This window comes from Exiguobacterium sp. SH3S1 (assembly GCF_004337105.1).
Lineage (GTDB): Bacteria > Bacillota > Bacilli > Exiguobacteriales > Exiguobacteriaceae > Exiguobacterium > Exiguobacterium aurantiacum_A.
In genome coordinates this window covers 171,729-198,329 of sequence record NZ_SJUW01000001.1, presented here as the reverse complement: position 1 = coordinate 198,329, position 26,601 = coordinate 171,729, and the positions used below count along the sequence as shown (strand labels likewise).

The following is a 26,601-nucleotide window of genomic DNA, read 5'->3' as shown; positions in this document are numbered from 1 at the left end:
TTTACTTTGGAGGGATTTTATCATGACAAAAGAACAAATCTTAGTAGACGTACAAGCAGCAGTAGCAGAGAAACTCGGGAAAGACGTTTCTGAAATCACAGCCGAAAAATCATTTAAAGACGACCTCGGTGCGGACTCGCTCGAAGTGATGGAAATGGTCATGGACCTTGAAGACAAGTTCGATATCACTATCGAAGACGAAGATGCCGAGAAGCTTGCAACTGTGGGCGACGTCGTGTCTTACATCGAAACAAAATTGTAATCAAGCCTCCCACCGCTCATAATGAGCGGTGGGCTTGTGCTTATACACGGAGGGACTTATGACAAAGGATAAGCGACGGTTCGACCGTCAAGGGTCGGCGCAAAGACGCCGACGAAATGAAGTGGAGCGAGCACGCATCGTGGAGAAGTTCACGGCACTCGAGGAACGGCTCGGTGTGAAGTTTACGAACCAAGAACTGTTAATGCAGGCGTTCACCCATTCATCATATGTCAATGAACAACGCGGCTTGAAAAAAGACAATGAACGGTTAGAGTTTTTAGGAGACGCGGTGCTCGAGTTGACAGTGTCCCGGTTTTTATATGAGACGTATCCGGAGCGCTCCGAGGGGGAATTAACGAAGTTACGGGCGGCCATCGTTTGTGAGCCGTCGCTCGTGAACTTTGCCGAAGCCTACGCTTTCTCTGATTTTATCTTGCTTGGAAAAGGGGAAGAGCTGACGGGCGGACGGAAACGTCCCGCGTTACTCGCCGATGTGTTCGAATCATACATCGCCGCCCTCTACCTTGACCAAGGGATCGAACCAGTAGAACAGTTCCTCGCCGAAGCGGTTTTTCCGAAAGTCTTAGCCGGTGTGTTTGAAGAGCAGACCGATTATAAGAGTCAACTTCAAGAGAGTGTACAGCGCGAAGGGCTCGGCCCGGTCACGTATACGATCATCGAAGAACGCGGTCCGGCCCATAGCCGTGAATTCGTCTCCCACGCTCGTCTCAGTGACGATATCGTCGGCGAAGGGATCGGTCGTTCGAAGAAAGAAGCCGAGCAGATCGCGGCTAAAGAAGCGTTGATCGAATTCAATCGGCGATACGCCGGCCTATAAAAAAAGGAGTGGACCCGCGCGGGTCCACTCCTTTTGGTTACGTCAATTGGCCAAGTTCTTCGACGAGACCGTCGACTTCAGAGATCGAGAGTGATGACCGGTTCATCACGTAGTCGTAAATCTCTTTCACGGCCGATGCATCGGCTTTGTTATATTCTTCCGCCTTGATCGCACCGCGGTTGATGATGTTCATTTTATCGAGGATTTCCTCGATCATTTGTTCATTCGTCATGTGTAGTACCCCTTTCTACAGTTCTTTTTAGAATAGCATGATTCTAGCATTTTGACGAACTAGCAACTGTGGTAAAATAAACGAATGAATGCTTACTTAGGATAGGATGGTCACGATGCACTTAAAACGAATCGAACTCGCTGGCTTTAAATCGTTTGCCAAGCGGATTGAACTAGATTTCCGTCCCGGCGTGACAGCCGTGGTTGGACCGAACGGGAGCGGGAAATCAAATATATCGGACGCTGTTCGCTGGGTACTCGGCGAACAGTCGGCCAAATCGCTCCGTGGGGCGAAAATGGAAGATGTCATCTTTGCCGGTAGCGAAGGCGAGAACCACCGCAACGTCGCCGAAGTGACGCTCGTTTTAGATAATAGCGATGCGCACTTGCGCCTGCCATATGAAGAAGTGAGCGTGACGAGACGCGTGACGCGCAGTGGCGACAGCGACTATTTCATGAATAAAAAGCCGTGCCGCCTGAAAGACGTCATCGACTTGTTCATGGATACGGGTTTGTCCCGTGACGCGTTTGCGATCATCGGGCAAGGACGGGTCGAACAAGTCATCTCGGGTAAACCGGAAGATCGTCGCGCCGTCATTGAAGAAGCGGCCGGCGTGCTGAAGTACCGCCAACGCAAAAAACAAGCGGAACGAAAGTTGCAAGACACCGAGTTGAACTTGTCGCGCGTCGACGATATCTTATACGAACTTGCCGACCGGGTCGAACCGCTTCGTGAACAAGCGGCACTCGCTCGAGAGTTCCAAGTCGCCAAGGCACGGCATGACGACCTCGAGACCGGGATTCTCGGTGCCGAGATCACTGAGCTCAAGGCGAAGATCACTTTCGCCACAACACAACAGACGGCAGCAGAAGAACAGTTACGCAACCAAGAAGCGGCGCTGAACGCGCTCGTCACCGAACGGGCTGCGCTCGAGGGAACATTGACTGAGCATCGTGCCGTCCTCGAGACGCTCCATCAGGATGAGCGTCTTCAAGCGACTGAGCTCGAACGGCTCTCAGGAGATATTAAACTCGCCAAAGCGCGAGAAGAGCATGGGGCAGAGACGAAAGAACGACTCGAGCGCCAACGTGCGGAGTTGGTCGAAGAGACAGAGCAGTTGCAGTCGCGATTGTCGGTCGCTCAAGCGGACAAAGCTTTGAAGTCAGAAGCGTTGCAGACCGTTGAGGCGACACGTGACGAGCTCGCGCGGAAGCTTACGGCGGCGACTCGCGATTTCAACGCGGAGATCGAACAGCTTCAAAGTGAAGCGTTCGAACTAGCAACGACACGAGCCACGCTCAGCAACCAACAGAAACGGGAACGACGTGACATCGAGCAGGCAAAGGAAGCGAAAGCACGTCTCCTGCGTGAGAACAAGGACCGGCTTGATGTTCGAACCGAACAGACCGCCTCGCTCGATGCAAACCGAGATCGTCTTGAAGCGGTACGTACGGCTTGGCAGGAACTGTTGGCCGAAGAAGAAGCATTGGTCGCTAAGGAAGTCGCGCTCCGAGAAAAGTTGTCGCGAGCCGAACAATCGTATCATGACCTCGACCGGCGCCGTCAAAAGACCGAAGACCGGATCGACATGTTAGAGCGGATGAAGCAGTCATATGAAGGGTATTTCCATGCCGTCAAATTCGTATTGAAAGACCGTGCGAGCGGCGTGCTCGGAGCGGTTGCAGAGCTGATTCAAGTGCTCCCATCATATGAGGCCGCCATCGAGACGGCACTCGGTCAAACGCAACAACACGTCGTCGTTGAAGATGAAGCGGTCGGACGCCGCGAGATCGACAAGTTGCGCCGGGCTAATGCCGGGCGGGCTACGTTCGTCCCGATGACGACGGTGAAAGAGCGCTTTATCCCGAGCGAGGTCGCCCATCGTCTCGAGGCGATGGATGGCTTCGTCGGCATCGCATCCGATCTCGTGACGACGGAACCTTTGTTTGACAAATTGAAACGGTCCTTGCTCGGGGCCGTCATCGTGGCCAAGACGCTCGAGGTCGCGAACCGGATCGCTCAGACGACGGGCTATCGCTACCGGATCGTCACGCTCGACGGCGATATCGTCAATGTCGGTGGTTCGATGACAGGGGGGAGCCGGAAACAAGGCGTCGCCCTGTTCACCCAGTCAAGAGAGCTCGATGATTTGAAACAAGGATTGACGCAAGGGTTGGCCATGCTGCACGAACAGCAGCTTCGTGTGACCGAGTATGAAGCGGAGACGAGTCGTCTCAAACAGTCGCTCCACGCGCTCAGAACACGGAAACGGCAAGAGGAAGAGACGCTTCGGGCGTTAGAGACCTCGTTCCGGGAATTAGAGCGGACGACCCAGGACGCGAAAGCACAACTCGAACTGTTCGATCACGAGATGAATCGCTATACGCATACGATTGAAACATCTTCGGCAGAATTGACGCGCCTCGCAAGTGAACTCGAGGCGACGGAAGTGTTGCAGACGTCGCTGCGGACAGAGCTCGAGCAGTTGCGTGCGGAGCAGGCGAAAGGCGCGGAGACGACGGGGCAATTGCAAGAGGCAATCCGTCTAAACGAGCTCGACCTGCAACGTCATACGCTTGACCTGGATCGGGTGAATACGGAAGTCGAACGGCTCGTTGCCGAAGTCGACAAACAGACGACCCGACTCGATCAAATCAAACACGAACTCGAGCGGCTCGAAAGCGGACGAATCGTCTCATCCGCGGAACTTCGAATCGAGCATGACGAGGCGACGGAGCGGATGAAAGTGTTGAAAGGGCGAATTGAAGCGCAGTCGCAAACGCTGAAAACAGAGGAAGAGTCACACCGTATCCTCAGGCAGCGTGAGCAGCAGGCGACGGACGTTCGCCGCCAATTCGAGGCCGACGTCCGTAAGCTTGAAACTGAGGCGAATGAACTCGAGTTGAAACAGCAGTGGAAACTAGACGCCCTCGAAGAACGTGGACTCGTCTACGACCTGCTCCCGGTATTATCGATCCCGCTCGACGAGGCGAAAGAAGAGTTCAAGTTGCTCGTCCGTCAAATCGAGGAGATCGGACCGGTCAACTTGAGTGCGATCGAAGAGTTTGAACTCGTCAATGAACGGTTCACGTTCTTGTCTGAACAGCGAGACGATCTCGTCAATGCGAAACAGGACCTGTACGACGTCATCTCCGAAATGGACCGAGAAGTGACACGGTTGTTCAACGAGACGTATGCGACCGTCCGTGCGCATTTCAAACAGACGTTCAAAGAACTGTTCGGAGGCGGCGAGGCCGACCTTAAACTCGTCGATGCGACCGATTTATTAAACACAGGGATCGACATCGTCGCCAAACCGCCCGGCAAAAAGTTACAGACGTTAAGTCTGTTGTCTGGTGGCGAACGGGCACTGACCGCCATCGCGCTCTTATTTGCGATTTTAAAGACGCGCCCTGTCCCGTTCTGCGTGCTCGACGAGGTCGAAGCAGCGCTCGACGAGGCGAACGTCCACCGGTTCGGTGAATACGTCCGCACGTTGTCAATCGATACACAGTTCGTCATCATCACCCACCGTAAAGGGACGATGGAGGCGGCCGACACGCTCTATGGCGTGACGATGCAACAAAACGGTGTCTCGGAGGTACTTTCGGTCGAATTATCAGAAGCGAAACGTGTCGTCGAGACAGAAGAAGAGATGGAGGAATTGACTTGAGTTTTTTCAAAAAATTAAAAGATAAATTGACGACCTCGACCCAAGAGGTGTCGCAAAAATTTACAGACGGATTGACGAAAACACGTGACGGGTTCGCGAGCGCCGTCAACGACCTCGTCTATCGGTTCCGTGAAGTCGATGAGGACTTCTTCGATGAACTTGAAGATTTGCTCATCCAGGCGGACGTCGGCGTGACGACGACGATGGACCTCGTCGAGGATTTAAAAGAAGAAGTGAAGCGTCGCAATTTGAAAGATCCGGTCGCCGTCCGCGACGCCCTCGTCGAAGTCGTGGCGAAACGTCTACAAGAAGACGAGTCAGACCGCGAGTTGAACATGCAGGACGGGTTGACGGTCATCTTGTTCGTCGGTGTGAACGGTGTCGGCAAGACGACGACAATCGGAAAACTCGCCCATCAGTTGAAAGCAGAAGGTCGTTCGGTCATGCTTGCGGCGGGCGATACGTTCCGGGCCGGCGCGATCGACCAGCTGCAAGTATGGGGTGAACGTGCCGGTGTCCCCGTCATTCGCCAAGCGGAAGGGTCAGATCCGGCCGCGGTCGTGTTTGATGCTGTCCAAGCCGCGAAGTCACGCGGGGTCGACGTCTTGATTTGCGATACGGCAGGACGACTCCAAAACAAGGTCAACTTGATGAAAGAGCTCGAGAAAGTGAAACGGGTCATCGAACGCGAAGTGCCAAACGGTCCGCACGAAGTCTTGCTCGCGTTAGACGCGACGACGGGACAGAACGCGATGCTTCAAGCGAAGGCGTTTCAGGAAGCGACGAACGTGAGCGGGATCGTGCTCACGAAGTTAGACGGGACGGCCAAAGGCGGCATCGTCCTCGCGATCAGAAACGAGCTCGATATTCCGGTCAAATACGTCGGTCTCGGTGAAAAAATTGATGATTTACAGGCGTTCGACCCAGAGCAGTTCGTCCTCGGACTATTCGGTGACGTATTTGAAGAAAAAAACCAGACAAACGATGACCTCGCCTAACTTTCACTGTTAAGAAAAAAACTTGACAAGACGTTAGGACGGCTGTACTATTGTTAGTTGTAAAGGGATTTCACTTAACATGTGGAGGTGAGAGGTATGTCGCTCGAAAAGACGAATCGAATGAACTACTTATTCGATTTTTATCAAGCGCTTCTCACGCCGAAACAGCGCAACTACATGTCTCTTTATTACCTAGATGACTACTCGCTCGGAGAGATTGCGGAAGAGTTTGAAGTCAGCCGTCAAGCGGTCTACGATAACATAAAGCGTACCGAAGCAATGCTTGAGCAGTATGAAGAAAAGCTGGAGCTGTTCGAGAAATTCGAGCAACGGCAACTGCTTCTCCAAACGCTCAGACGTCAAGTCGAGCAAATGCCCGACGTGACGGAGACGGTTTCGGCGCTTGAGAATTTAGAGTAGGGGGCTGAAGCATGGCATTTGAAGGATTATCAGAACGGTTGCAATCGACATTGGCGAAAATGCGGGGGAAAGGTAAGATTTCCGAAGCAGACGTCAAAGAGATGATGAGAGAAGTTCGTCTCGCGCTCCTTGAGGCCGACGTTAACTTCAAAGTGGTCAAACAGTTCGTCAACGACGTGAAAGAACGGTCAATCGGCCAAGACGTCATGAAATCGTTGACACCTGGACAACAAGTCGTCAAGATCGTTCATGAAGAATTAACAACCTTGATGGGGAGTGATGTCGTCCCGATCACCTTTAGTTCAAAACCACCGACAGTCGTCATGATGGTCGGATTACAAGGTGCGGGTAAGACGACGACGACCGGAAAGCTCGCGAACTTGATTCGCAAAAAGCATAATCGGAGTCCGCTTCTCGTCGCTGCTGATATTTATCGGCCGGCGGCCATCAAACAGCTCGAGACTCTCGGCAAGCAACTCGATTTACCGGTGTTCTCACTTGGCGATCAAGTGACGCCGGAAGAAATCGTCACAAAAGCGCTCGAGCACGCCAAAGTTAATCATCACGATTTCGTGTTGATAGATACGGCCGGTCGTCTTCATATCGACGAGACGCTCATGGGCGAACTCGAAAATGTGAAAACGATCGCCAAACCGAATGAAATCTTCCTCGTCGTCGATGCGATGACGGGTCAAGATGCGGTCAACGTGGCCGATCGCTTTAATGATTTGCTCGGAATTACCGGCGTCGTGTTGACAAAACTCGACGGTGATACACGTGGTGGGGCAGCCCTTTCAATCAAGGCAGTCACGGGAGCGCCGATTAAGTTCGTCGGTCTCGGTGAAAAGTTGGATGCCCTCGAACCTTTCTATCCGGAGCGCATGGCGTCACGGATCCTTGGAATGGGTGACGTGCTCACGCTCATCGAAAAAGCGGAGTCACAAATGGACCAAGATGCCGCGAAAGAGCTTGAAAGCAAAATTCGTGATGCATCGTTCACGTTCGATGATTTTATCGAGCAATTGGGTCAAGTGAAAAACATGGGCCCGATTGATGAATTACTCTCGATGTTACCTGGTGCAGGTAAGATGAAAGGGTTGAAGAACGTCCAAATCGACGAGAAGCAACTCGATCATGTCGAGGCAATCATCCGGTCGATGACGAAGCATGAGCGCACGAATCCTGAAGTGCTCAACGCCAGTCGTCGCAAGCGGATCGCAAAAGGGAGCGGTCGTTCCATCCAGGAAGTGAACCGTCTCATCAAACAGTTCGATGACATGAAGAAGCTCATGAAGCAGATGTCAGGACAAATGAAAGGGAAGAAAAAAGGTCTCGGCCTTCCGTTCTTCTAAGAAAACTTTTGTCAGTCAGGCAAAAAAGCAGTATACTATTAAAGTTGTCAATTCTTAAACACATAATGGAGGTATATTACCATGGCAGTTAAAATTCGTCTCAAGCGCATGGGCGCAAATAAATCACCTTTTTACCGGATCGTTGTAGCAGATTCACGTTCACCACGTGATGGCCGTTTCATCGAACAACTCGGTCACTACAACCCGGTTGCAAAACCAGAAGCAGAAGTTCGCATCAACGAAGAACTCGCGCTCAAATGGTTGGCAGACGGCGCGAAGCCATCTGACACAGTCCGCAACTTGTTCTCTAAAGCAGGGATCATGGAGAAATTCCACAACGCGAAAAACGCGAAGTAACCCTGTGGCCGACCTTTTATGAGGTCGGCCTATTTTTTTGAGGAGGTTTTATGATGGATTGGTTAAACGTAGGCAAAATCGCCAACACGCACGGTTTAAAAGGGGAATTGAAGTTGCTCGCCGCGACTGATTTTCCAGAAGAACGCTTTAAAATTGGTGAGACGCTCTACCTTGACGTCGACGGGAAGAAGATGCCGCTCGAAGTGACGACGTATCGTCCGCACAAACAGTTCCATCTCGTCACGTTCAAAGGGCTAGACAACATCAATCTCGTCGAGAAGTACAAAGGGATGTCGCTCTACGTCCATGCCGGAAACGTCCACGAGCTTCCGGAGCATGAATTTTACTACCACGAGATCATCGGATGCGAGGCCGTCGTCGACGGAGAAGTGATCGGTGTCGTCGAGGACATCTTTGAGACCAATGGCGCGAACGACGTCTGGGTCATCAAGCGCCCCGGCAAGACGGATGCGCTCATCCCGTACATCGAGTCGGTCGTCAAAGACATCGACGTCGAAGCGAAACGTGTCATCATCACGCCGATCCCTGGAATGATCGACGATGAAAATTGATGTCTTGACCTTGTTCCCGGAAATGTTCGCCCCGCTCGATCATTCGATCGTCGGGCGTGCCCGGACACTCGGCCAAGTCGAAGTAACGTTCACGAACTTCCGTGACTTCTCGACGAACAAACATCATAAAGTCGATGATGCTCCGTATGGAGGCGGCGCCGGGATGCTACTCACGCCGCAGCCGATGTTTGATGCGTTCGATTCGCTCGCGAAGTCGAAGCCGCGCGTCATCGTGACGACGCCGACGGGGCGACCGTTCACTCAACGTGTCGCCGAAGAGTGGGCGAACGAAGAGCACTTGATTTTCTTATGCGGCCATTACGAAGGATTCGACCAACGGATCCACGACGAACTCGCGACAGACGAAGTGTCGATCGGAGACTTCGTGATGACGGGTGGGGAACTCGCGGCGATGGTCATGATCGACGCGACGGTCCGCCTCATCCCGGAAGTGCTCGGCGATCAAGCGAGCCACGAGGATGACTCGTTTTCGACCGGGCTCCTCGAGTATCCGCATTATACGAGACCGGCTGACTTCCGCGGCCTCAAAGTCCCGGACGTCCTGTTGTCGGGCAATCACGCCAAAATCGAGTCGTGGCGCCGCGAGCGTTCGCTCGAACGAACGTTCAGGCGTCGACCGGAACTGTTAGACCAAATCGCTCTGTCGCCGGCCGATAAAAACTTCATCGAATCGTTGCGCGATTCATAAAAATATGCTATGTTTGAGCATGTGGGTTAGCCCCACCGATTACCGATGTTCCGCTATTGGATGCCGAGGCAAACGAAGATATGAACATTGAAGAAAAAGGAGATCAATTCATGAACGCACAAAAACTGTTCCGTGAAATCACAGAAGAACAATTCAAATCGGACGTCCCTGCTTTCCGTCCTGGTGACACAGTACGTGTCCACGTTAAAGTCGTAGAGGGAACGCGTGAGCGTATCCAGATCTTCGAAGGCGTAGTCATCAAGCGTAAAGGTGGCGGCATCAGCGAAACATTCACAGTCCGTAAGATTTCTTACGGCGTAGGTGTTGAGCGTGCATTCCCGCTTCACTCACCGCGTGTCGCGCAAATCGAAGTCGTTCGTTACGGTAAAGTTCGCCGTGCGAAACTTTACTACCTCCGCAACCTTCGCGGTAAAGCAGCACGTATTAAAGAAATCCGTCGTTAAGATGGGGAAAGCTTGTCGCTTGCGACAAGCTTCTTTTTTTCTAGTACAATAAGTTCAAACGGACAGAGGAGTGAGGCAAGTTGAAAGAAGTGTTCAGTTGGCTTAAAGCAATCGTAGTGGCGCTCGTCATCGCGTTCGTGATCCGGACGTTCATCTTTGTACCTGTCATCGTCGAAGGTGAGTCGATGATGCCGACGCTCCAAAACGCCGATCGAATGATCGTCAGCAAAATCTCTAACTACGTCGGTGAACTCGACCGGGGCGATATTATCGTCTTTCATGCGACTGAATCAAAGGACTATATTAAACGCGTCATCGCCATTCCTGGCGATACGCTCGAATATCGGGACGATACGCTCTACTTGAACGGAGAAGCAGTCGAAGAACCGTATTTAGAGGATTTTCAAGCCCAAATGAACGGCTTTCCTCTAACCGAGAACTTTACGCTCGAACAAGTGACAGGCGAAGCGGTCGTACCGGAAGGCTCATACTTCGTTATGGGAGATAACCGACAAAACTCGAAAGACAGCCGTGAAATTGGCTTTGTCTCGAAAGAAAGCGTCGTCGGCAAAACGAACTTTGTGTTCTGGCCGATGGGTGACTTTGGGACGGTAGAAGAATAGGGTGGTGTTTTTTTGGCAATTCAATGGTTCCCTGGCCACATGGCCAAGGCGCGAAGACAAGTAACAGAAAAGTTAAAACTGATTGACGTCGTCATCGAACTCGTCGATGCACGTGTTCCGCAATCGAGCCGAAATCCGATGGTCGATGAGATCACGGCGGGTAAACCGCGGCTGATCGTGTTGAACAAGGCTGACATGGCCGATCAAGCCGTCACCGACGCCTGGATGCGCGCCCTGAAGCGTGACGACATCGAAGTCGTCGCCGTCGATGCGAAGCATAGCAAAGGCTTAAAGCAGCTCATGACGGGCGCAGAGAAGCTCATGAAAGACAAGCACGACCGCATGCGTGAGAAAGGCCGTAATCCTGGCCCGATCCGTGCCCTCATCATCGGCATCCCGAACGTCGGGAAGTCGACACTGATCAACCGGCTCGCCGGACGCAACATCGCCATCACCGGGGACCGTCCTGGTGTGACGAAACGGCAGCAATGGATCAAGATGAAAGGCGGCGAGATGGAACTGCTCGACACGCCTGGTATTCTGTGGCCGAAGTTCGAGGATCAGATGGTCGGATATCGCTTAGCTGCTACGGGTGCGATCAAAGACGACATTTTAAACCTCGATGACATCGCGATGTATGCAGCGCGTGAACTACGCAGTCGTTACCCGGAACAGTTGAAAGAGCGGTTTAAACTCGACGACTTGCCGGAAGACGCGGTCGAACTGCTCGAGTTGATCGGAAAAAAACGTGGCCTTCTCAGCGGCGGCTACGTCGATTTCGAAAAAGCGAGCGAACTATTATTGAACGAGCTTCGTCATGAGAAGATCGGACGTGTCTCGCTTGAGACGCCGGCAGATCATAATATGGCGTGAAGTCCTGTGAAAACAGGGCTTTTTTGGATAGGAGGCAGATCGTGACGATTCAAGAGATTAAACAACGGCTAAAAACCGTCCGATATGAAGAGTGGGACGATGTCCGGGCCGAACTGAAGGATGACCCGCGCGCGGGCGTCCAGGCGCTCCTGCAGCAACGTCAGAGACGGTTTGACGCGGAACGGGACGAGCGGGACGACTATACACGTCGCCTGCAGTATGAGGCCGAGCTGAAACAGCAAGGCTTCAAGTTGGTCGCTGGCATCGACGAGGTCGGGCGGGGACCGCTCGCGGGTCCTGTCGTCGCGGCGGCCGTCGTCTTGCCGGACGATTTTTACAGCCCGGGACTGAACGATTCAAAGAAGATGACGAAAGCGGCGCGGGAACGAGCGTACGCAACGATCCTCGACGAGGCATTCGTCGGGGTCGGAATCGTCGACGCGGAAGTGATCGATCAAATCAATATTTATGAAGCGACGAAGCTCGCGATGACCGAGGCGGTCCGACAGCTTGACGGGGCCGACGCGCTCTTGATTGACGCGATGACACTCGAGCTCGATTTGCCGCAGACGTCGCTCATCAAAGGGGACGAGTTGAGCGTCTCGATCGCGGCGGCGAGCGTCGTCGCCAAAGTCGTCCGCGACAAGATGATGGAAGAGTTCGCCGCGACGTATCCGGGATACGGTTTCGAACGCAACGCCGGCTACGGGACGGAACTTCATTTGAACGCGTTGAACGAGCGCGGCATCACACCGATTCATCGCAAGTCGTTCGCACCGATTAAACATATGATATGAAAGGGGGAGCCCGATGCGGATCGATCACCAAGGCGTCCTGCCGTTCAAAGTCACCGAACAGACGTCGCGTCAGCTGCTCGTCGGCAACACGGTCGTCGGCAGGGTGCTCCAGCTCTTGCCCGGGAACGAAGCGGTCATGCAACTGCCGCAAGGACTGTTCCGGGTCGGGGTGAACGCAGACGTTAAAGAGAACGTCACGTATAAGATGGTCGTCACCGAGCTCGAGCCGAAACTCGTCCTGAAAGTGATGCCGCCTACGGCGGAACCGGCCCAGACCGGGAAGACACCGGTGACGTTACTCCTTGAACAACTCGGCCGCTTCTCAAAAGAGGCCATCCAGACACCGGAATCCGTCAAAGCGATGGGACGGCAACTGCTCGAGAGCGGGGCGGGAACTGACGTCAAACAGCTCGTCGGGGAACTTTTCAAGGCGAAAGGCGACCCGAAGTTTGAACAGTTCGTGCGGGCCCAAGAGACGTTCAACGCGGTCCAGACGCCGCCGTTCGTCGTCCAAGCATTTCACATACCGCAATTAGGACCGTTCGAACAAGTCAGGTTTCGGCTTGAGGCCCCGAAAAGCGAGATGATCGACGCAGACCATGCCCGTATCGTCTTATTTCTAGAAACGCCTCGCTTCGGCGAGACGGGCATCGACCTGCTCGTTCAAAAGCGGCACGTCACCGTAAAAGTATTCAACGAACAACATGACTTGTCCCCGTTCATCAAAGCGTACGAGCCGCTGCTCGGCAGTGCGCTCAAAGCGAACGGCTATGAACTGTCCCGATTCTCGTTCGAAGTGAGACAAGAATCGCTCCCCGAGACGTTCGCCCCGTTAGGAAAGGTGGATTTTCATGTATGATGGACCGTAAAAAAGCAATCGCCTTGTCTTACGAACAATCGATGGAATCTCCGCGCGTCGTCGCGAAGGGCGGCGGCCTCGTCGCCGAACGGATGCTCGCCCTCGCACAAGAGAACGGTATCCCGATCCATGAAGACCCGGCGCTGTTGTCACTCCTGTCGGCGTTACAGATCGAAGAGCATATTCCGGACGACTTGTATCAAGTGATCGCTGAACTTTTTGTGTTTCTCTATCAGATGGAACAAGGTAAAATCGAAAATGTCTAGGGGTAGATGTGAAAAAAAGATGAAAACTTAAAGCAAGAACGATAGACAGCGCTTTCAGTTTTTCGTTACAATAGATATGCCGATATCAAAGGGGACTAAGGGGGAAACTAAATGAATATCCATGAGTATCAGGCGAAAGAATTGCTTAGAACGTTTGGAGTGGCCGTACCTACGGGCTATCCGGCTTTCACGGTAGAAGAAGCAGTTGCAGCAGCCGCCAAGCTAGACGGTGAATTGAAAGTAGTCAAAGCACAGATCCACGCAGGTGGTCGCGGGAAAGCCGGCGGCGTCAAACTTGCCAGAACGGATGAGGAAGTAAAACAGTATGCGACAGAGATTCTTGGTAAGACGCTCGTCACGCACCAGACTGGACCTGAAGGAAAAGTCGTGCAGCGCCTCTATATCGAAGAAGGTTCTGCCATCGATCAAGAATTTTACTTAGGACTTGTGCTTGACCGTTCGATCGGCCGAATTGTCATCATGGGTTCATCTGAAGGCGGTATGGACATCGAAGAAGTCGCTGAACATACTCCTGAAAAGATTCATAAAGAAATCGTCGACCCGGTCGTCGGACTCCGTCCGTTCCAGGCGCGCCGTCTTGCTTTCAAGATGGAAGTGCCGACTAAACTCGTCAACAAGTTCAGCGACATGGTCATGAAGCTTTATAAAGTGTACGTCGAGACGGACTGCACGATTGCGGAGATCAACCCGCTCGTCACGACGAAAGACGGTAACGTCGTCGCGCTCGATGCGAAATTGAACTTTGACAGCAACGCGCTTTATCGTCATACCGACATCGTCGATCTTCGTGACACGACGGAAGAAGATCCGCGTGAAGTCGTGGCGTCGAAACACGACCTTAGCTATATCGCCCTTGACGGCAATATCGGCTGTCTCGTAAACGGTGCCGGCCTCGCCATGGCGACGATGGATATCATCAAGCACTATGGCGCCGAACCCGCTAACTTCCTTGATGTAGGCGGCGGTGCGACAAAAGAAAAAGTCACAGAAGCGTTCAAATTGATTTTGTCGGATGACCAAGTCAAAGGAATCTTCGTCAACATCTTCGGTGGCATCATGAAGTGTGACATCATCGCCGAAGGAATTGTCGCGGCGACAAAAGAAATCGGACTCGACTTACCACTCGTCGTCCGCTTAGAAGGAACAAACGTGGATGCGGGAAGACGCATTCTCGATGAATCTGGACTTGCGATCACTTCTGCGACCTCGATGGATGATGGGGCAGAAAAAATCGCGGCACTCGTTCGATAAGGGGGAAACGACATGAGTATTTGGGTGAATCAAGATACAAAAGTGATCATTCAAGGGATCACGGGGAAACAAGGTATGTTCCACGGCGAACAGATGTTAGCGTATAATACGAAACTGGTCGGCGGCGTCACACCTGGTAAAGGTGGTACGACCGTACTCGACAACGTACCTGTGTTTAACACTGTCTCTGACGCGGTCGAGGCGACAGGTGCGAACGCATCGATCATCTACGTGCCACCAGCTTTCGCGGCCGACTCGATCATGGAAGCGGCTGATAGCGGCATCGAACTCATCATCTGTATCACGGAGGGGATTCCTGTCATCGACATGATCCAAGTGAGCCGCTATCTCGAGGACAAACCGGCCCGTTTGATCGGACCGAACTGCCCAGGGATCATCACGCCGGGTGAGGCGAAACTTGGCATCATGCCAGGCTATATCCACACGAAAGGCCATGTCGGCATCGTCTCACGTTCAGGGACGCTCACTTATGAAGCGGTCCATCAGTTGACGACGGCCGGAATCGGCCAATCGACTGCGGTCGGGATCGGTGGGGACCCGGTCAACGGGACGAACTTCATCGACACGCTCCAAGCGTTCAACGAAGATGAAGACACGCTTGCGGTCATCATGATCGGCGAGATCGGTGGGACGGCTGAAGAAGAAGCCGCTGAATGGGTCAAGGCGAACATGACGAAACCGGTCATCGGTTTCATCGGTGGTCAGACGGCTCCTGAAGGCAAACGGATGGGCCACGCTGGAGCGATCATCTCGGGTGGAAAAGGAACGGCCGCTGAAAAAATCAAGACGTTAAACGCAAACGGGATCGAAGTCGCCGAGACACCTGCTGTCATCGGTGAGACACTCATCCGTGTGCTTAAAAATGAAGGTCTGTATGATGCTTGTGTCACGGGACAACCGACGACGTAAGACCAATCGGAATGAGGGGTGCGCGCATCCCTCATTTTTTTAAAGGAGATTGTGATGAATCAAACAATAGCTCGTTTTGCGGCAGAACGTTTGCCAGTCGAGTTCGTCCATCATTACTTATCAAATCCGGGTCTGACGGAACGGAATTCGTTCCATCCGAACGTATGGAAAAAAGCGAATCGGGCGTTCCGTTCAACGGTCACGTATGACCGTTTTTTGACGTGGGAGGACGAATTGTTCCCACGAATGCTCTTACATATCCCCAACCCTCCGTACTGTTTGTTTTATCAGGGCGATTTAGAGGTACTACAAGAACAAACGACCGCTTTGGTCGGGAGTCGTGAATTGAATCGGATCAGTCGACCGCTCGTTGAATATTTACACCCTTTAATAGAAGAAACTGTATCGATTTCAGGCGGCGCGCTCGGTATTGACGGACTCGTTCATGAGTTGGCAGTCAGGCGGAACCGACCGACGATTGCGGTCCTCGGTTCCGGCTTTTCGCACATGTATCCACATGCTCATCATCAACTGTTCGACCAGATCTCGAGACAAGGATTGCTTCTCAGTGAATACACTCCGGAAACACCTGTCAAAAAATTTCAATTTTTAGAACGGAATCGAATTGTCAGTGGATTAGGCGACCGGCTCGTCGTCGTCCAAGCGAGACGAAAGAGCGGGACGATGAATACGGTGAGTCATGCGCTCGAGCAAGGCAAGACGGTGTTTGCGGTGCCGGGAAGTCCGCTCGATCCGTTAGCGGAAGGACCGAATAAATTGATTGAAGAAGGAGCGATTCCTTTGACGAATCCGGACCAAATTTTGAATGGTGCGATGATTGCACGTTGACAAACGGTCGGTAACATGAATATTATGGTAGGGATTTAAATGACCTCCAAAAGGGGAGCAGATGTATGGCAAAATATTTGGTGATCGTCGAATCACCTGCGAAAGCAAAGACAATTAAACGTTATTTAGGATCAAACTACACGGTCAAAGCGTCCATGGGTCACGTCATCGATTTACCGAAAAGTCAACTCGGTGTCGACGTTGAACATGACTTTGAACCGAAGTACATCACGATCCGTGGAAAAGGCCCAGTGTTAAAAGAACTGAAGACGGCCGCTAAAAAAGCGACGAAAATTTTTCTCGCGGCTGACCCGGATCGCGAAGGGGAAGCAATCGCCTGGCACTTAGCCCGTGCCCTCGGCGTCGATGAAACGACAGAATGTCGTGTCGTCTTCAACGAGATCACAAAAGATGCGATTAAAGAATCATTTAAACATCCGCGCAAGATCAATCACGATCTCGTCGACGCCCAACAGGCGCGACGGATTCTCGACCGTCTTGTCGGATACGGGATGAGCCCGTTGTTATGGAAGAAAGTCAAAAAAGGTTTGTCAGCCGGTCGTGTTCAATCCGTCGCTGTCAAAATGATCATCGACCGCGAACGTGAAATCAACGCCTTTGACCCGGAAGAGTACTGGACGATTAAACTGATGCTCAACCATGAGGGTGAGACGTTTGAGACATCGTTCTACGGAAAAGACGGGAAAAAGATGGAGTTGAAGACGGAAGCGGATGCCGACGCCGTCCTCAAGACGATCGATGAGTCGTTCAAAGTCATCGATGTCACGAAGAAAGAGCGGAAGCGTAACGCATCGCTACCGTTCACGACAAGTTCACTCCAACAAGATGCGGCCCGGAAACTGAACTTCCGCGCCAAGAAGACGATGATGCTCGCCCAACAGCTTTACGAAGGAATCGACCTTGGTAAGAAGGAAGGGACTGTCGGGTTGATCACGTATATGCGTACCGACTCGACACGAATTTCTGACTTGGCGAAAGACGAAGCGAAATCGTATATCGAATCGACGTTTGGTGCAGAGTACGTCGCCTCTCAAAAGCAGAAAGAGAAAAAAGCGGCGAACGCACAGGATGCCCACGAGGCGATCCGGCCGACGTCGGCGTTACGTGACCCGGCTTCGATGAAGGCGTACTTGTCACGGGATCAGCTCCGGTTGTATAAACTCATCTGGGAACGGTTGGTCGCGAGTCAAATGGCGCCAGCGATTCTTGATACGGTGAAAATCGACGTCGAATCGAACGGCATGATTTTCCGTGCCAACGGATCGACCGTCAAATTCCCAGGTTTCATGAAAGTGTATATCGAGTCAAAAGACGATGATATCGAAGACACGAACTTAGAGCGGGAAGGATTGCTTCCGCCGCTTGAAGTCGACGACCAGGTCGCATTCGAGACGGTCGAGCCGAAGCAACACTTCACACAGCCACCACCGCGTTACAGTGAAGCGAGACTCGTCCGAGCGATGGAAGAGCTCGGCATCGGTCGTCCGTCGACTTACGCGCCGACACTCGATACGATCCAAAAGCGCGGTTACGTCGTGCTTGAAGAGAAAAAATTCATTCCGACCGAGCTCGGAGAACTTGTCATCGAGATGATCGATGAGTACTTTAACGACTTCATCACGGTACAGTTCACAGCCGACATGGAGACGCTTCTTGATTCGATTGCCAATGAAGAAGTCGAGTGGACGGAAGTCGTTGCCCCGATTTACCGGTCATTCGAGAAACGTTTGAAACGGGCCGAATCGGAAATTGAGAAGATTGAAGTGAAAGACGAGCCAGCCGGTATCGATTGTGAGATCTGCGGTTCGCCGATGGTCATCAAGATGGGACGGTACGGCAAGTTCATGGCTTGTTCTGGATTCCCGAACTGTACGAACACGAAGCCGGTTCAAGTCGAAATCGGCGTCCCGTGCCCGAACTGTAAAGACGGACAAGTCGTCGAGCGCCGCAGTAAGAAAGGTCGCCTGTTCTATGGCTGCTCGAACTATCCAGACTGTGAGTTCGTCTCATGGGACAAACCGGTCGCGAAACCGTGTCCTGAATGCGGTAAGTTGATGGTTGAGAAAAAGATTAAAGATGGCGTCAAATATCAATGCACGAACTGTACCCATACCGAGGTACATCAGTTAGAGGAGGATTAACCTTGCAGCAACGTGTAACTGTGATCGGAGCGGGCCTCGCCGGCTCCGAGGCGGCTTGGCAACTCGCAAAACGCGGGATTCAAGTCGATTTGTATGAAATGAGACCAGTCCGACAGACGCCGGCGCACCATACGGATCAGTTTGCTGAACTGGTCTGCTCGAACTCGCTTCGGGCGAACGGACTTCAAAATGCGGTCGGTGTGTTAAAAGAAGAGATGCGCACACTCGACTCGCTCATCTTGAAAGCGGCGGATACGGCAAGCGTTCCGGCCGGTGGCGCCCTCGCCGTCGACCGTCACGACTTCGCCGGCTTCGTCACCGACACGCTCAAGAATCATCCGCTCGTGACGGTACACAACGAAGAGATTAAACAGATTCCGGACGGGGTCGTCATCATGGCGACGGGACCGCTCACGTCTCCTGACTTGTCTGCTTCATTGAAAGCTTTCACCGGTGAAGATTATTTATACTTCTACGATGCGGCCGCTCCGATATTAGACGGAGAGACGATCGACCGAGAGAAGGTCTACTTGAAGTCGCGTTATGACAAAGGCGAGGCGGCTTATCTCAACTGTCCGATGACGGAAGAAGAATTTAATCTGTTTTACGAAGAACTCGTCAAAGCCGAAGTCGTACCGCTCAAAGAGTTTGAGAAAGAGATTTACTTCGAAGGCTGCATGCCGTTTGAAGTGATCGCTCAACGCGGGAAGAAGACGCTCTTGTTCGGACCGATGAAACCGGTCGGACTCGAAGACCCGAAAACGGGTAAACGTCCGTTTGCGGTCGTTCAACTTCGCCAAGATAATTCGGCCGGAACGCTCTATAACTTGGTCGGGTTCCAAACCCACCTCAAGTGGGGCGAGCAAAAACGGATCATTCAATTGATCCCAGGTCTCGAGAATGCGGAGATCGTCCGTTACGGTGTCATGCACCGGAACACGTTCATCAATTCACCGAGCCTGTTGAAACCGACGTATCAGGCCCGTACTCGCGATACGCTATTTTTCGCCGGTCAGATGACCGGTGTCGAAGGCTACGTCGAGTCAGCCGCGTCAGGACTACTCGCCGGAATCAATGCGGCGAAGATGGTTGCCGGTGAAGAGCTGCTTGTCCTCCCGCGCGAGACGATGCTCGGTTCGATGGCGCATTACATCACGACGACAGACGGGAAGCACTTCCAACCGATGAATGCAAACTTCGGTCTCGTGCCGTCGCTCGAAGATGCGCCGAAGAAGATGAAAAAGCAAGAACGCTATGAGCGCTATGCGAATCGTGCCCTTGAGACGATTCAGCAATATAAAGAGATTTAAGGGAAAGGAGCCAATTTTTGGTTCCTTTTTTTGTGAATTTAAATTTCAATTGTGTAATTTGTACAATACTTTGAAAATTTTCAGATTATTGAAGGGGTTTCTATTGTCACCTCTGATTCTGTATGCTATGCTAATTTCGATTTGACGGGAACATGCGTTTTTAAGCTGAAAGCAAGGGGGCGAGAGGATGGGATTCGCTGAGGATCAACAATCATTTTTACGCTATTGCCAAGTCGAACGAAGACTGTCGCCTCATACGAAACGCTCTTACGAACAAACACTCGAACAGTACGCCGCTTATTGCCAATCGACACATCAAGAGCCATTTGATGTGCAGTCGGCGCGGCGTTATTTATATGTCCTTTACGAGAATGAAGCGGCGACGACGACCGTTTCCCAAAAAATCTCCTGCCTCAAACAGTTCGGGAAATTTGTGGCTCGAGAAACCGGGAGTGAACCGCTGTTTCATGACTTGACGTCGCCGAAACGTCGCAAGACACTGCCGACGTTTGCCGTACCGAGCGAGGTCGAACACTTGCTCATGACGGCAAACGGCCAAGACGACCCGTTCCTGCGGGCACGTGATGTCGCGCTTGTCGAAGTGTTGTACGGGACCGGGATGCGTGTCGCCGAACTTTGTGGCATGGACATATCGTCATATGATGCGGCGCTCTCATTCGTTCATGTCATCGGGAAAGGCAAGAAAGAACGTTACATCCCGCTCGGGCAATTTGCCGTCGAAGCGTTGGAGCATTACCTTGAGTTAAGGCAAAACTGCGCCGCGGCACACGAAACGGCATTATTCGTTAGTCAAAAAGGGAATCGAGTGACAACAGACCAAATTCGTTACGTGATGAAGCGGCTCCGGAAACTCGGCGGACTTCAAAAACCGTTAACACCGCATTCGTTACGTCATAGTTTTGCGACCGACCTGCTCGAACGCGGGGCCGATTTACGTGCCGTCCAAGAGTTGCTCGGGCATGAGTCACTATCGACGACCGGTCGTTACACCCACGTATCGACGGAACGCTTGCGAGCGGTCTATCAAGCCACACATCCGAGAAAGTAGGGGGTCATTCTATGTTTCATGCAACAACTATTTTCGCAGTCCGGCACGACGGAAAATGTGCGATGAGCGGAGATGGGCAAGTCACGTTTGGCAACGCCGTCATCATGAAAAACAAGGCTAAAAAAGTGAGGCGGTTATACGGCGGAAAAGTCGTGGCCGGTTTTGCCGGTAGCGTGGCCGATGCGTTCACGTTATTTGAAAAGTTTGAATCAAAACTCGAGATGTATAACGGGAACTTACCGCGAGCGGCAGTCGAACTCGCCAAAGAGTGGCGCGGCGACAAGATGCTTCGTCAGCTCGAGGCGCTTCTTATCGTCATGGACGCGGAACATCTCTTACTCGTGTCCGGGAGCGGCGAAGTGATCGAACCGGACGATGGCATCCTTGCGATCGGTTCAGGTGGGAATTACGCGCTAGCAGCGGGACGCGCTCTCGTACGTCACTCACCGGAGAAAACAGCAGAAGAGATTGCTCGCGCCGCCCTAGAGATTGCCGGTGAATTATGCGTCTATACGAACGACCAAGTTATCGTAGAAACGATCGGAGGCGATACAGAATGAAACGTGAATTGACACCACGTCAAATCGTAGCTGAGTTAGACCGGTTCGTCATCGGGCAAAAAGATGCCAAACGTGCGGTCGCGATTGCACTACGCAACCGTTACCGTCGTCAGAAGCTGAGCGCTGACTTACGCGACGAGGTCACACCGAAGAATATTTTGATGATCGGTCCGACCGGTGTCGGGAAGACGGAAATCGCGAGACGTCTTGCCAAGCTCGTCGGTGCCCCGTTCGTGAAAGTCGAAGCGACAAAATTCACCGAAGTCGGATACGTCGGACGGGACGTCGAATCGATGGTCCGAGACCTTGTTGAAGACTCGGTTCGCCTCGTGAAGGAAGAAAAGAAAGAAGACGTGAAGGAACCAGCGGAAGCCGCTGCGACCGAACGTATTCTCGATGCACTTCAGGGTAAGGCTAAAGTTGAGCCGACAGCCGCAAACCCGTTCGAAGCGCTGTTTGGCGGTCAAGGACAGAAGACGCAAGAACCGACGGACGATCAATCGACTGATCGGTCTCAATTACGGAAGTTGCTTGAACTTGGCGAACTCGAAGAGCGATTGATCGAGGTCAACCTTGAAGAGAAACAGACAGTTGATTTGTTTCAAGGACAAGGGATGGAAGGCTTATCGAATCTTCAGGACATGCTCGGCCAAATCGTCCCGAAAAAGCGGAAGAAGCGGAAGCTCCCGGTTCGAGAGGCTCGCCCGCTCATCGTTGCCGAAGAGGCGGAAAGTTTGCTCGACATGAATGAAGTGCATGACGAGGCGGTACGACGCAGCGAACAGATGGGCATCATCTTCGTCGATGAAATCGATAAAATCGCGACGAAGTCACAAGACCATGCTGGCGTCTCTCGTGAAGGTGTGCAGCGAGACATCTTACCGATTGTTGAGGGTTCGACCGTCGTCACAAAATATGGACCCGTCAAAACGGATCACGTGTTATTCATCGCGGCAGGTGCTTTCCATATGGCGAAGCCGTCGGATCTGATTCCTGAACTGCAAGGTCGTTTCCCGATCCGTGTCGAGTTGAGTAGCCTGACCGAGGAAGATTTCGTCAAAATTCTGACGGAGCCGTCACAGGCGCTCATCAAGCAGTATAAGGCCCTTCTCGAGTCAGAGGAGATCACCGTCGAATTTACCCACTCGGCCATCGAAGAGATTGCGAAGATCGCAACGCACGTCAACCGAGAAACTGATGATATCGGAGCGCGCCGTCTCTATACGATCATGGAGCGCGTGCTCGAGGACTTATCGTTTGAGGCGGCCGACATGCCACAAACACACGTCGAGATCACACCAGCGTATGTGAAAGAAAAAGTCGGATCGATCGCGGAAGATCGAGACCTTAGTCAATTTATATTATAAGAATTCTGTATGCACATACAGGGAGGAAAATTAGAATTATGAACTTACTAGATAAAACACGTCAATTGAACACGATGCTTCAACAAGAGGCGAGCGCGCACGTCGACTTTAAAGAGATGGCAGATAAGATGCGTGAAGTACTCGAAGCGAACACGTTCATCGTGAGCCGTCGCGGTCGCTTGCTCGGTTTCGCCATTAAACAACAGATTGAGAACGAGCGGATGAAGGCGTTCCTAGTTGATCGTCAGTTCCCTGAACCGTACGCATCGAACTTGTTCAACGTGAAAGAGACGACGGAAAATATCGGCATCGATAGCGAGTATACGGCGTTCCCGGTCGAGAACCGTGAGCTGTTCCTTGATTCGATGACGACGATCGTCCCGATCATCGGTGGCGGGGAGCGACTCGGCACACTCGTTCTCGGCAGACTGAACAACGAGTTCACTGAAGACGACCTCGTTCTCGCAGAATATAGCGCGACAGTCGTCGGGATGGAGATCCTCCGTGAGAAGGCGGCGGAAGCAGAGGCGTCGGCGCGCAAGAAAGCAGTTGTCCAAATGGCGATCAATTCGTTGTCTTATTCAGAGCTTGAAGCGATTGAGCATATATTTGAAGAACTTGGGGGGAACGAAGGTCTGTTAGTTGCTTCCAAAATTGCCGATAGAGTGGGAATTACTCGCTCTGTGATTGTCAACGCGTTGCGCAAGCTTGAAAGCGCTGGCGTCATCGAATCACGTTCGCTCGGAATGAAAGGAACGTATATCAAGATATTAAATGATAACTTCTTGTTTGAATTGCAGAAACTGAAATCAAATTAAAATCGAGCGAATATCCGTTAGATTATAGCTAAAAGTCCTATCAATTAGGACTTTAGTTGCAAAAAGGCGTTCCTTTGTTAAAAGGAACGTCTTTTTTTAGTACAAAAGTAATTATTTTCAGAATATGTCGTGAATTCGACAAAAACAGACGATACCATTTACCTGTTTTAACAAAAATATCTTTCAGAACTGTTACAGATTTGTTTCAATGAAGTAGTGGAATTTCCAAATAAGGTATATACATGCATTCTTTTAAGTGAAAGTGAGTGAGACGCATGAATTGGATCGGCACAGATTATCAATTAATGAAGCAAGCGATCAATCATTCGGTCATGAACCAAAAAGTGATCAGTCATAACTTGTCGAACATCGACACGCCGAACTTTAAAGCGAAACAGGCTGTGTTCGAACAGACGTTAAGCAACGAAATGCGCCTAAAGTTAGCTGGTGGCCGTCCGAGTGACCGCGGTAGTGCAACGAAAATCGTTGACCGGGCCGGAGGGGCGATGCGAAGTGACGGGAACAGTGTCGATCTCGATTATGAGATGAGTGAACTGGCCCGTAACCAACTGCAGTATGAGGCGATGATGGAACAATTGAACCGTCGACTCGGTGGACTTAAAACCGTTATTAGAGGAGGACGTTAATTATGGGTATGTTCGATAGTTTTCATATATCCGCTTCGGCACTCATGTCTCAACGCCTTCGGATGGATACAGTATCGGCGAACATCGCGAACGCCCAGACGACTCGTGGCAAACTTGTCGATGGAGAATGGCAGCCGTATACACGGAAACTGACGGTGCTCCAAGAAGCGCCGTTTCGTCAACAACTGTCGGCAGTGAGCGGAGGCGTCGAAGTTTCAGGCATCGTCGAAGACGAAAGTCCTTACAAACTCACATATGATCCGAGTCACCCGGATGCGGATGAACGGGGATACGTTCAGATGCCAAACGTCGACCTGTTAAAAGAAATGGTTGATTTGACAGGTGCGACAAGATCATATGAAGCGAACATTGCCGCGATGAATGCGTCAAAAGCAATGCTCGTCAAAGCGCTCGAAATCGGTAAAGGATAAGGAGTGACAGACTATGCAAATTAACCCAATTCAATTAATCGGTAACCAGACCGCGGCTCTGCCGACAGTGAAAGAGACACCGTCTCAGTTTGGATCATATTTGAATGAAGCGATGCAGTCGCTTAATAAAGTTCAACAGGCAACGAGTACGGCGCGTCAAGACCTCGCCGTCGGGAAAGCCGATCTTCACCAAGTCATGATCCAAAGCGAAGAGTCGTCGATTGCGATGCAACTCGCCATTGAGGTGCGAAATAAAGCGGTTGAGGCCTATCAAGAAATGATGCGAATGCAAGTTTAATGAAGAGGATGACGAGTTGCGATGAATGATAAGTTAAAAGAACAATTCAGCTCACTGGCCGGCTCACTGAAGGCGATGCAAACAAACCGTAAAATCATTTGGGGCATCGTCATCGTCGGCGTACTTGTCGTCGCGGTGCTCTTGACGGTTTGGCTCTCGCGCCCGAACATGGCTCCTCTCTACACGAACCTCTCGGCCCAAGAGGCTGGAGAAGTGACGGAAAAGCTGACGGCTGATGGGGTGAAGTCAGAAATCAAAGCGACATCGAACGGTGTCAGCGTCTACGTGCCGAGTGAGCAAGTCGACCAATTGAAAGTTAACTTGGCAGCCGCCGGGATTCCAAAGTCAGGTGCGATCGATTACAGCTTTTTCAGTGAGAACGCCGGATTTGGAACGACGGACCGAGAAATGGCAGTCATCGAACGAAGCGCGATGCAAACCGAACTCGAACGTTTGATTACACAAATCGAAGGAATCAACCAAGCAAAAGTCATTATCTCGCTTCCGGAGAAATCGGTGTTCTTGGCCGAAGATCAAGGGGAGCCGACAGCTTCGATCGTCCTAAATTTAGGAGCAGGTACGAATCTTGAGCCGGCGACGGTCAAAGGACTATATCATTTGATCAGTAAGAGTGTCCCGAACTTAAAACCGGAGAACATCTCGATCATGGACCAATATTTCACGTATTACGATTTGGATCAATCGACGATGGCCGGTGGGACTTCGACCGATCCGTTAGCGCTGAAGCGTCAAGTCGAGAAAGACGTACGTCAACAAATTCAACAAATGCTCTCGGTCTTACTCGGAGAACGCAGCGTGCTCGTCTCGGTCACGGCTGATATCGACACGACCCAATCGGCAGAAGAGCAAAACCTGGTAACCCCGGTCAACGAGGATACGATGGAAGGGATTGTGACGTCTGCTGAACGGATCGCCGAAGCGTACACAGGTGGTACGGGAGCAGCGGCAGCAGCAGGAGCTGGTGAAAACGATACCGTCAACTTCCCGGCCGCAATGGGAACTGGTGAAGAAGAAAGCGAAAAGAACCATGAAATCATCAACTATGAGGTCAATCGCATCACGAAACAAATTCAGAACGCCCCCTACACAATCCGTGACCTCGGTGTTCAACTGATCGTCGAGCCGCCAGACGGCGCTCAAGCGATCGACCCGCAACTTGAGGGCGACCTTGAGACGATGATGTATTCAATCATCCGGACGTCGCTCGCTAAAACGGGCGAGGCGTTGACGGAAGCGGAACTCGAACAGAAAGTCGTCGTCGTGTCACGACCGTTCGCTGAAACGGAAGAAATGGTAGTGGCAGAACAGCCGACAGCGTGGTGGATGTATGCAGCCGCAGCTGGTGCCGTTCTCTTACTCGCACTTCTGTTCTTCGCCATGCGAAGACGGAATCAGCAACCGGTTTCGGGAACGAATGAATGGGAAGTACCGTATGAAGACGAAGTACCCGATCTCGATTTGGAAGAGCGAGGCGAAGGTGCCGTCAAGAAGAAACAGTTGGAGAAATTGGCAGAGAGTAATCCAGAAGAGTTCGCCAAGCTTCTTCGTACTTGGATGTCTGAGGAGTGAGTA

Annotated in this window: 29 protein-coding genes; 28 read left to right on the top strand and 1 reads right to left on the bottom strand. The window is 51.9% G+C overall.

Features of this window, described 5'->3' with window-relative positions; all coding sequences use genetic code 11:
* Positions 1 to 22: 22 nt before the first annotated feature.
* Both acpP and rnc read left to right on the top strand, forming a co-directional pair.
* On the top strand, positions 23 to 262 hold the full coding sequence (acpP, locus tag EVJ26_RS01035; RefSeq protein WP_016509693.1) for an acyl carrier protein: 240 nt from the start codon (positions 23 to 25) through the stop codon (positions 260 to 262).
* A gap of 121 nt (positions 263 to 383) precedes the next feature.
* A complete protein-coding gene (gene rnc, locus EVJ26_RS01030; RefSeq protein WP_370250773.1) occupies positions 384 to 1,100 on the top strand; it encodes a ribonuclease III in 717 nt (238 codons plus the stop codon).
* Between the two features lie 37 nt (positions 1,101 to 1,137).
* Here rnc and EVJ26_RS01025 read toward each other — a convergent pair whose 3' ends face one another.
* The gene (locus EVJ26_RS01025) at positions 1,138 to 1,332 is read right to left on the bottom strand and encodes a DUF1128 family protein (protein ID WP_016509709.1); all 195 of its coding nucleotides are present in this window, start codon (positions 1,330 to 1,332) and stop codon (positions 1,138 to 1,140) included.
* 115 nt (positions 1,333 to 1,447) lie between these two features.
* Between EVJ26_RS01025 and smc the strand changes: the two genes are divergently transcribed.
* The 26 genes from smc to fliF all read left to right on the top strand — a co-directional run bounded on the left by smc (position 1,448) and on the right by fliF (position 26,598).
* A complete protein-coding gene (gene smc, locus EVJ26_RS01020) occupies positions 1,448 to 5,005 on the top strand; it encodes a chromosome segregation protein SMC (protein ID WP_236635471.1) in 3,558 nt (1,185 codons plus the stop codon).
* Positions 5,002 to 6,003 carry a signal recognition particle-docking protein FtsY gene (ftsY, locus tag EVJ26_RS01015; protein WP_070327514.1) on the top strand — a complete coding sequence of 334 codons (1,002 nt, stop codon included), beginning with the start codon at positions 5,002 to 5,004 and terminating at the stop codon, positions 6,001 to 6,003. The genes smc and ftsY overlap by 4 nt, the downstream gene beginning before the upstream one ends.
* A gap of 96 nt (positions 6,004 to 6,099) precedes the next feature.
* The gene (locus tag EVJ26_RS01010; RefSeq protein WP_070327513.1) at positions 6,100 to 6,423 is read left to right on the top strand and encodes a putative DNA-binding protein; all 324 of its coding nucleotides are present in this window, start codon (positions 6,100 to 6,102) and stop codon (positions 6,421 to 6,423) included.
* 11 nt (positions 6,424 to 6,434) lie between these two features.
* Entirely contained in the window at positions 6,435 to 7,775 is a 1,341-nt protein-coding gene (gene ffh / locus EVJ26_RS01005) for a signal recognition particle protein (protein ID WP_070327512.1), read from the top strand.
* A gap of 81 nt (positions 7,776 to 7,856) precedes the next feature.
* A complete protein-coding gene (rpsP, locus tag EVJ26_RS01000; RefSeq protein WP_021067098.1) occupies positions 7,857 to 8,132 on the top strand; it encodes a 30S ribosomal protein S16 in 276 nt (91 codons plus the stop codon).
* A gap of 53 nt (positions 8,133 to 8,185) precedes the next feature.
* Positions 8,186 to 8,704: a ribosome maturation factor RimM gene (gene rimM, locus EVJ26_RS00995; RefSeq protein WP_070327511.1), complete on the top strand. Its 519-nt coding sequence runs from the start codon at positions 8,186 to 8,188 to the stop codon at positions 8,702 to 8,704.
* Positions 8,694 to 9,413, top strand: coding sequence for a tRNA (guanosine(37)-N1)-methyltransferase TrmD (gene trmD, locus EVJ26_RS00990; RefSeq protein WP_131456219.1), 720 nt, complete (start codon positions 8,694 to 8,696; stop codon positions 9,411 to 9,413). The genes rimM and trmD overlap by 11 nt, the downstream gene beginning before the upstream one ends.
* A gap of 110 nt (positions 9,414 to 9,523) precedes the next feature.
* On the top strand, positions 9,524 to 9,877 hold the full coding sequence (rplS, locus tag EVJ26_RS00985) for a 50S ribosomal protein L19 (protein WP_070327950.1): 354 nt from the start codon (positions 9,524 to 9,526) through the stop codon (positions 9,875 to 9,877).
* An 80-nt stretch (positions 9,878 to 9,957) separates the two neighbouring features.
* Complete coding sequence (lepB, locus tag EVJ26_RS00980) at positions 9,958 to 10,500, top strand: signal peptidase I (RefSeq protein WP_016508241.1); 543 nt, start codon at positions 9,958 to 9,960, stop codon at positions 10,498 to 10,500.
* Between the two features lie 12 nt (positions 10,501 to 10,512).
* Positions 10,513 to 11,373 carry a ribosome biogenesis GTPase YlqF gene (ylqF, locus tag EVJ26_RS00975; RefSeq protein ID WP_131456217.1) on the top strand — a complete coding sequence of 287 codons (861 nt, stop codon included), beginning with the start codon at positions 10,513 to 10,515 and terminating at the stop codon, positions 11,371 to 11,373.
* A gap of 41 nt (positions 11,374 to 11,414) precedes the next feature.
* Entirely contained in the window at positions 11,415 to 12,170 is a 756-nt protein-coding gene (locus EVJ26_RS00970) for a ribonuclease HII (protein WP_236633996.1), read from the top strand.
* A gap of 13 nt (positions 12,171 to 12,183) precedes the next feature.
* Positions 12,184 to 13,029 carry a hypothetical protein gene (locus tag EVJ26_RS00965; RefSeq protein WP_131456215.1) on the top strand — a complete coding sequence of 282 codons (846 nt, stop codon included), beginning with the start codon at positions 12,184 to 12,186 and terminating at the stop codon, positions 13,027 to 13,029.
* Complete coding sequence (locus tag EVJ26_RS00960) at positions 13,029 to 13,295, top strand: EscU/YscU/HrcU family type III secretion system export apparatus switch protein (protein ID WP_016508266.1); 267 nt, start codon at positions 13,029 to 13,031, stop codon at positions 13,293 to 13,295. The genes EVJ26_RS00965 and EVJ26_RS00960 overlap by 1 nt, the downstream gene beginning before the upstream one ends.
* 111 nt (positions 13,296 to 13,406) lie before the next feature.
* Entirely contained in the window at positions 13,407 to 14,567 is a 1,161-nt protein-coding gene (gene sucC, locus EVJ26_RS00955; RefSeq protein WP_131469610.1) for an ADP-forming succinate--CoA ligase subunit beta, read from the top strand.
* 12 nt (positions 14,568 to 14,579) lie between these two features.
* Positions 14,580 to 15,497 (top strand): succinate--CoA ligase subunit alpha, encoded by a 918-nt coding sequence (sucD, locus tag EVJ26_RS00950; RefSeq protein WP_070327506.1) that lies wholly within the window; start codon positions 14,580 to 14,582, stop codon positions 15,495 to 15,497.
* A gap of 54 nt (positions 15,498 to 15,551) precedes the next feature.
* Positions 15,552 to 16,346 (top strand): DNA-processing protein DprA, encoded by a 795-nt coding sequence (dprA, locus tag EVJ26_RS00945; protein ID WP_236633997.1) that lies wholly within the window; start codon positions 15,552 to 15,554, stop codon positions 16,344 to 16,346.
* 65 nt (positions 16,347 to 16,411) lie between these two features.
* Complete coding sequence (gene topA / locus EVJ26_RS00940) at positions 16,412 to 18,508, top strand: type I DNA topoisomerase (RefSeq protein WP_131469609.1); 2,097 nt, start codon at positions 16,412 to 16,414, stop codon at positions 18,506 to 18,508.
* Between the two features lie 2 nt (positions 18,509 to 18,510).
* Positions 18,511 to 19,818: an FADH(2)-oxidizing methylenetetrahydrofolate--tRNA-(uracil(54)-C(5))-methyltransferase TrmFO gene (gene trmFO, locus EVJ26_RS00935; protein WP_370250772.1), complete on the top strand. Its 1,308-nt coding sequence runs from the start codon at positions 18,511 to 18,513 to the stop codon at positions 19,816 to 19,818.
* Positions 19,819 to 20,005: 187 nt separating this feature from the next.
* Positions 20,006 to 20,887 carry a tyrosine-type recombinase/integrase gene (locus EVJ26_RS00930; protein WP_070327502.1) on the top strand — a complete coding sequence of 294 codons (882 nt, stop codon included), beginning with the start codon at positions 20,006 to 20,008 and terminating at the stop codon, positions 20,885 to 20,887.
* 11 nt (positions 20,888 to 20,898) lie between these two features.
* On the top strand, positions 20,899 to 21,447 hold the full coding sequence (gene hslV, locus EVJ26_RS00925; protein WP_131456208.1) for an ATP-dependent protease subunit HslV: 549 nt from the start codon (positions 20,899 to 20,901) through the stop codon (positions 21,445 to 21,447).
* Positions 21,444 to 22,814, top strand: coding sequence for an ATP-dependent protease ATPase subunit HslU (gene hslU, locus EVJ26_RS00920; protein WP_131456206.1), 1,371 nt, complete (start codon positions 21,444 to 21,446; stop codon positions 22,812 to 22,814). The genes hslV and hslU overlap by 4 nt, the downstream gene beginning before the upstream one ends.
* Positions 22,815 to 22,852: 38 nt before the next feature.
* Positions 22,853 to 23,632 carry a GTP-sensing pleiotropic transcriptional regulator CodY gene (codY, locus tag EVJ26_RS00915; protein WP_016508279.1) on the top strand — a complete coding sequence of 260 codons (780 nt, stop codon included), beginning with the start codon at positions 22,853 to 22,855 and terminating at the stop codon, positions 23,630 to 23,632.
* A gap of 275 nt (positions 23,633 to 23,907) precedes the next feature.
* Positions 23,908 to 24,279, top strand: coding sequence for a flagellar basal body rod protein FlgB (gene flgB / locus EVJ26_RS00910; RefSeq protein WP_016508220.1), 372 nt, complete (start codon positions 23,908 to 23,910; stop codon positions 24,277 to 24,279).
* Positions 24,280 to 24,281: 2 nt separating this feature from the next.
* On the top strand, positions 24,282 to 24,710 hold the full coding sequence (gene flgC / locus EVJ26_RS00905; RefSeq protein WP_131456202.1) for a flagellar basal body rod protein FlgC: 429 nt from the start codon (positions 24,282 to 24,284) through the stop codon (positions 24,708 to 24,710).
* A gap of 13 nt (positions 24,711 to 24,723) precedes the next feature.
* Positions 24,724 to 25,008, top strand: coding sequence for a flagellar hook-basal body complex protein FliE (gene fliE, locus EVJ26_RS00900; RefSeq protein WP_070327497.1), 285 nt, complete (start codon positions 24,724 to 24,726; stop codon positions 25,006 to 25,008).
* 21 nt (positions 25,009 to 25,029) lie between these two features.
* Entirely contained in the window at positions 25,030 to 26,598 is a 1,569-nt protein-coding gene (fliF, locus tag EVJ26_RS00895; RefSeq protein ID WP_131469608.1) for a flagellar basal-body MS-ring/collar protein FliF, read from the top strand.
* Positions 26,599 to 26,601 lie beyond the last annotated feature (3 nt).

Excerpts from the sequence above, each read along its gene's own strand:
- acpP (WP_016509693.1), top strand. The coding sequence starts at position 23 with ATGACAAAAGAACAAATCTTAGTAGACGTACAAGCAGCAGTAGCAGAG.
- EVJ26_RS01025 (WP_016509709.1), bottom strand. The coding sequence starts at position 1,332 with ATGACGAATGAACAAATGATCGAGGAAATCCTCGATAAAATGAACATC.
- smc (WP_236635471.1), top strand. The coding sequence starts at position 1,448 with ATGCACTTAAAACGAATCGAACTCGCTGGCTTTAAATCGTTTGCCAAG.
- EVJ26_RS01010 (WP_070327513.1), top strand. The coding sequence starts at position 6,100 with ATGTCGCTCGAAAAGACGAATCGAATGAACTACTTATTCGATTTTTAT.
- ffh (WP_070327512.1), top strand. The coding sequence starts at position 6,435 with ATGGCATTTGAAGGATTATCAGAACGGTTGCAATCGACATTGGCGAAA.
- rpsP (WP_021067098.1), top strand. The coding sequence starts at position 7,857 with ATGGCAGTTAAAATTCGTCTCAAGCGCATGGGCGCAAATAAATCACCT.
- rimM (WP_070327511.1), top strand. The coding sequence starts at position 8,186 with ATGGATTGGTTAAACGTAGGCAAAATCGCCAACACGCACGGTTTAAAA.
- trmD (WP_131456219.1), top strand. The coding sequence starts at position 8,694 with ATGAAAATTGATGTCTTGACCTTGTTCCCGGAAATGTTCGCCCCGCTC.
- rplS (WP_070327950.1), top strand. The coding sequence starts at position 9,524 with ATGAACGCACAAAAACTGTTCCGTGAAATCACAGAAGAACAATTCAAA.
- EVJ26_RS00965 (WP_131456215.1), top strand. The coding sequence starts at position 12,184 with ATGCGGATCGATCACCAAGGCGTCCTGCCGTTCAAAGTCACCGAACAG.
- EVJ26_RS00960 (WP_016508266.1), top strand. The coding sequence starts at position 13,029 with ATGGACCGTAAAAAAGCAATCGCCTTGTCTTACGAACAATCGATGGAA.
- sucC (WP_131469610.1), top strand. The coding sequence starts at position 13,407 with ATGAATATCCATGAGTATCAGGCGAAAGAATTGCTTAGAACGTTTGGA.
- sucD (WP_070327506.1), top strand. The coding sequence starts at position 14,580 with ATGAGTATTTGGGTGAATCAAGATACAAAAGTGATCATTCAAGGGATC.
- dprA (WP_236633997.1), top strand. The coding sequence starts at position 15,552 with ATGAATCAAACAATAGCTCGTTTTGCGGCAGAACGTTTGCCAGTCGAG.
- topA (WP_131469609.1), top strand. The coding sequence starts at position 16,412 with ATGGCAAAATATTTGGTGATCGTCGAATCACCTGCGAAAGCAAAGACA.
- EVJ26_RS00930 (WP_070327502.1), top strand. The coding sequence starts at position 20,006 with ATGGGATTCGCTGAGGATCAACAATCATTTTTACGCTATTGCCAAGTC.
- hslV (WP_131456208.1), top strand. The coding sequence starts at position 20,899 with ATGTTTCATGCAACAACTATTTTCGCAGTCCGGCACGACGGAAAATGT.
- hslU (WP_131456206.1), top strand. The coding sequence starts at position 21,444 with ATGAAACGTGAATTGACACCACGTCAAATCGTAGCTGAGTTAGACCGG.
- codY (WP_016508279.1), top strand. The coding sequence starts at position 22,853 with ATGAACTTACTAGATAAAACACGTCAATTGAACACGATGCTTCAACAA.
- flgB (WP_016508220.1), top strand. The coding sequence starts at position 23,908 with ATGAATTGGATCGGCACAGATTATCAATTAATGAAGCAAGCGATCAAT.
- flgC (WP_131456202.1), top strand. The coding sequence starts at position 24,282 with ATGGGTATGTTCGATAGTTTTCATATATCCGCTTCGGCACTCATGTCT.
- fliE (WP_070327497.1), top strand. The coding sequence starts at position 24,724 with ATGCAAATTAACCCAATTCAATTAATCGGTAACCAGACCGCGGCTCTG.
- fliF (WP_131469608.1), top strand. The coding sequence starts at position 25,030 with ATGAATGATAAGTTAAAAGAACAATTCAGCTCACTGGCCGGCTCACTG.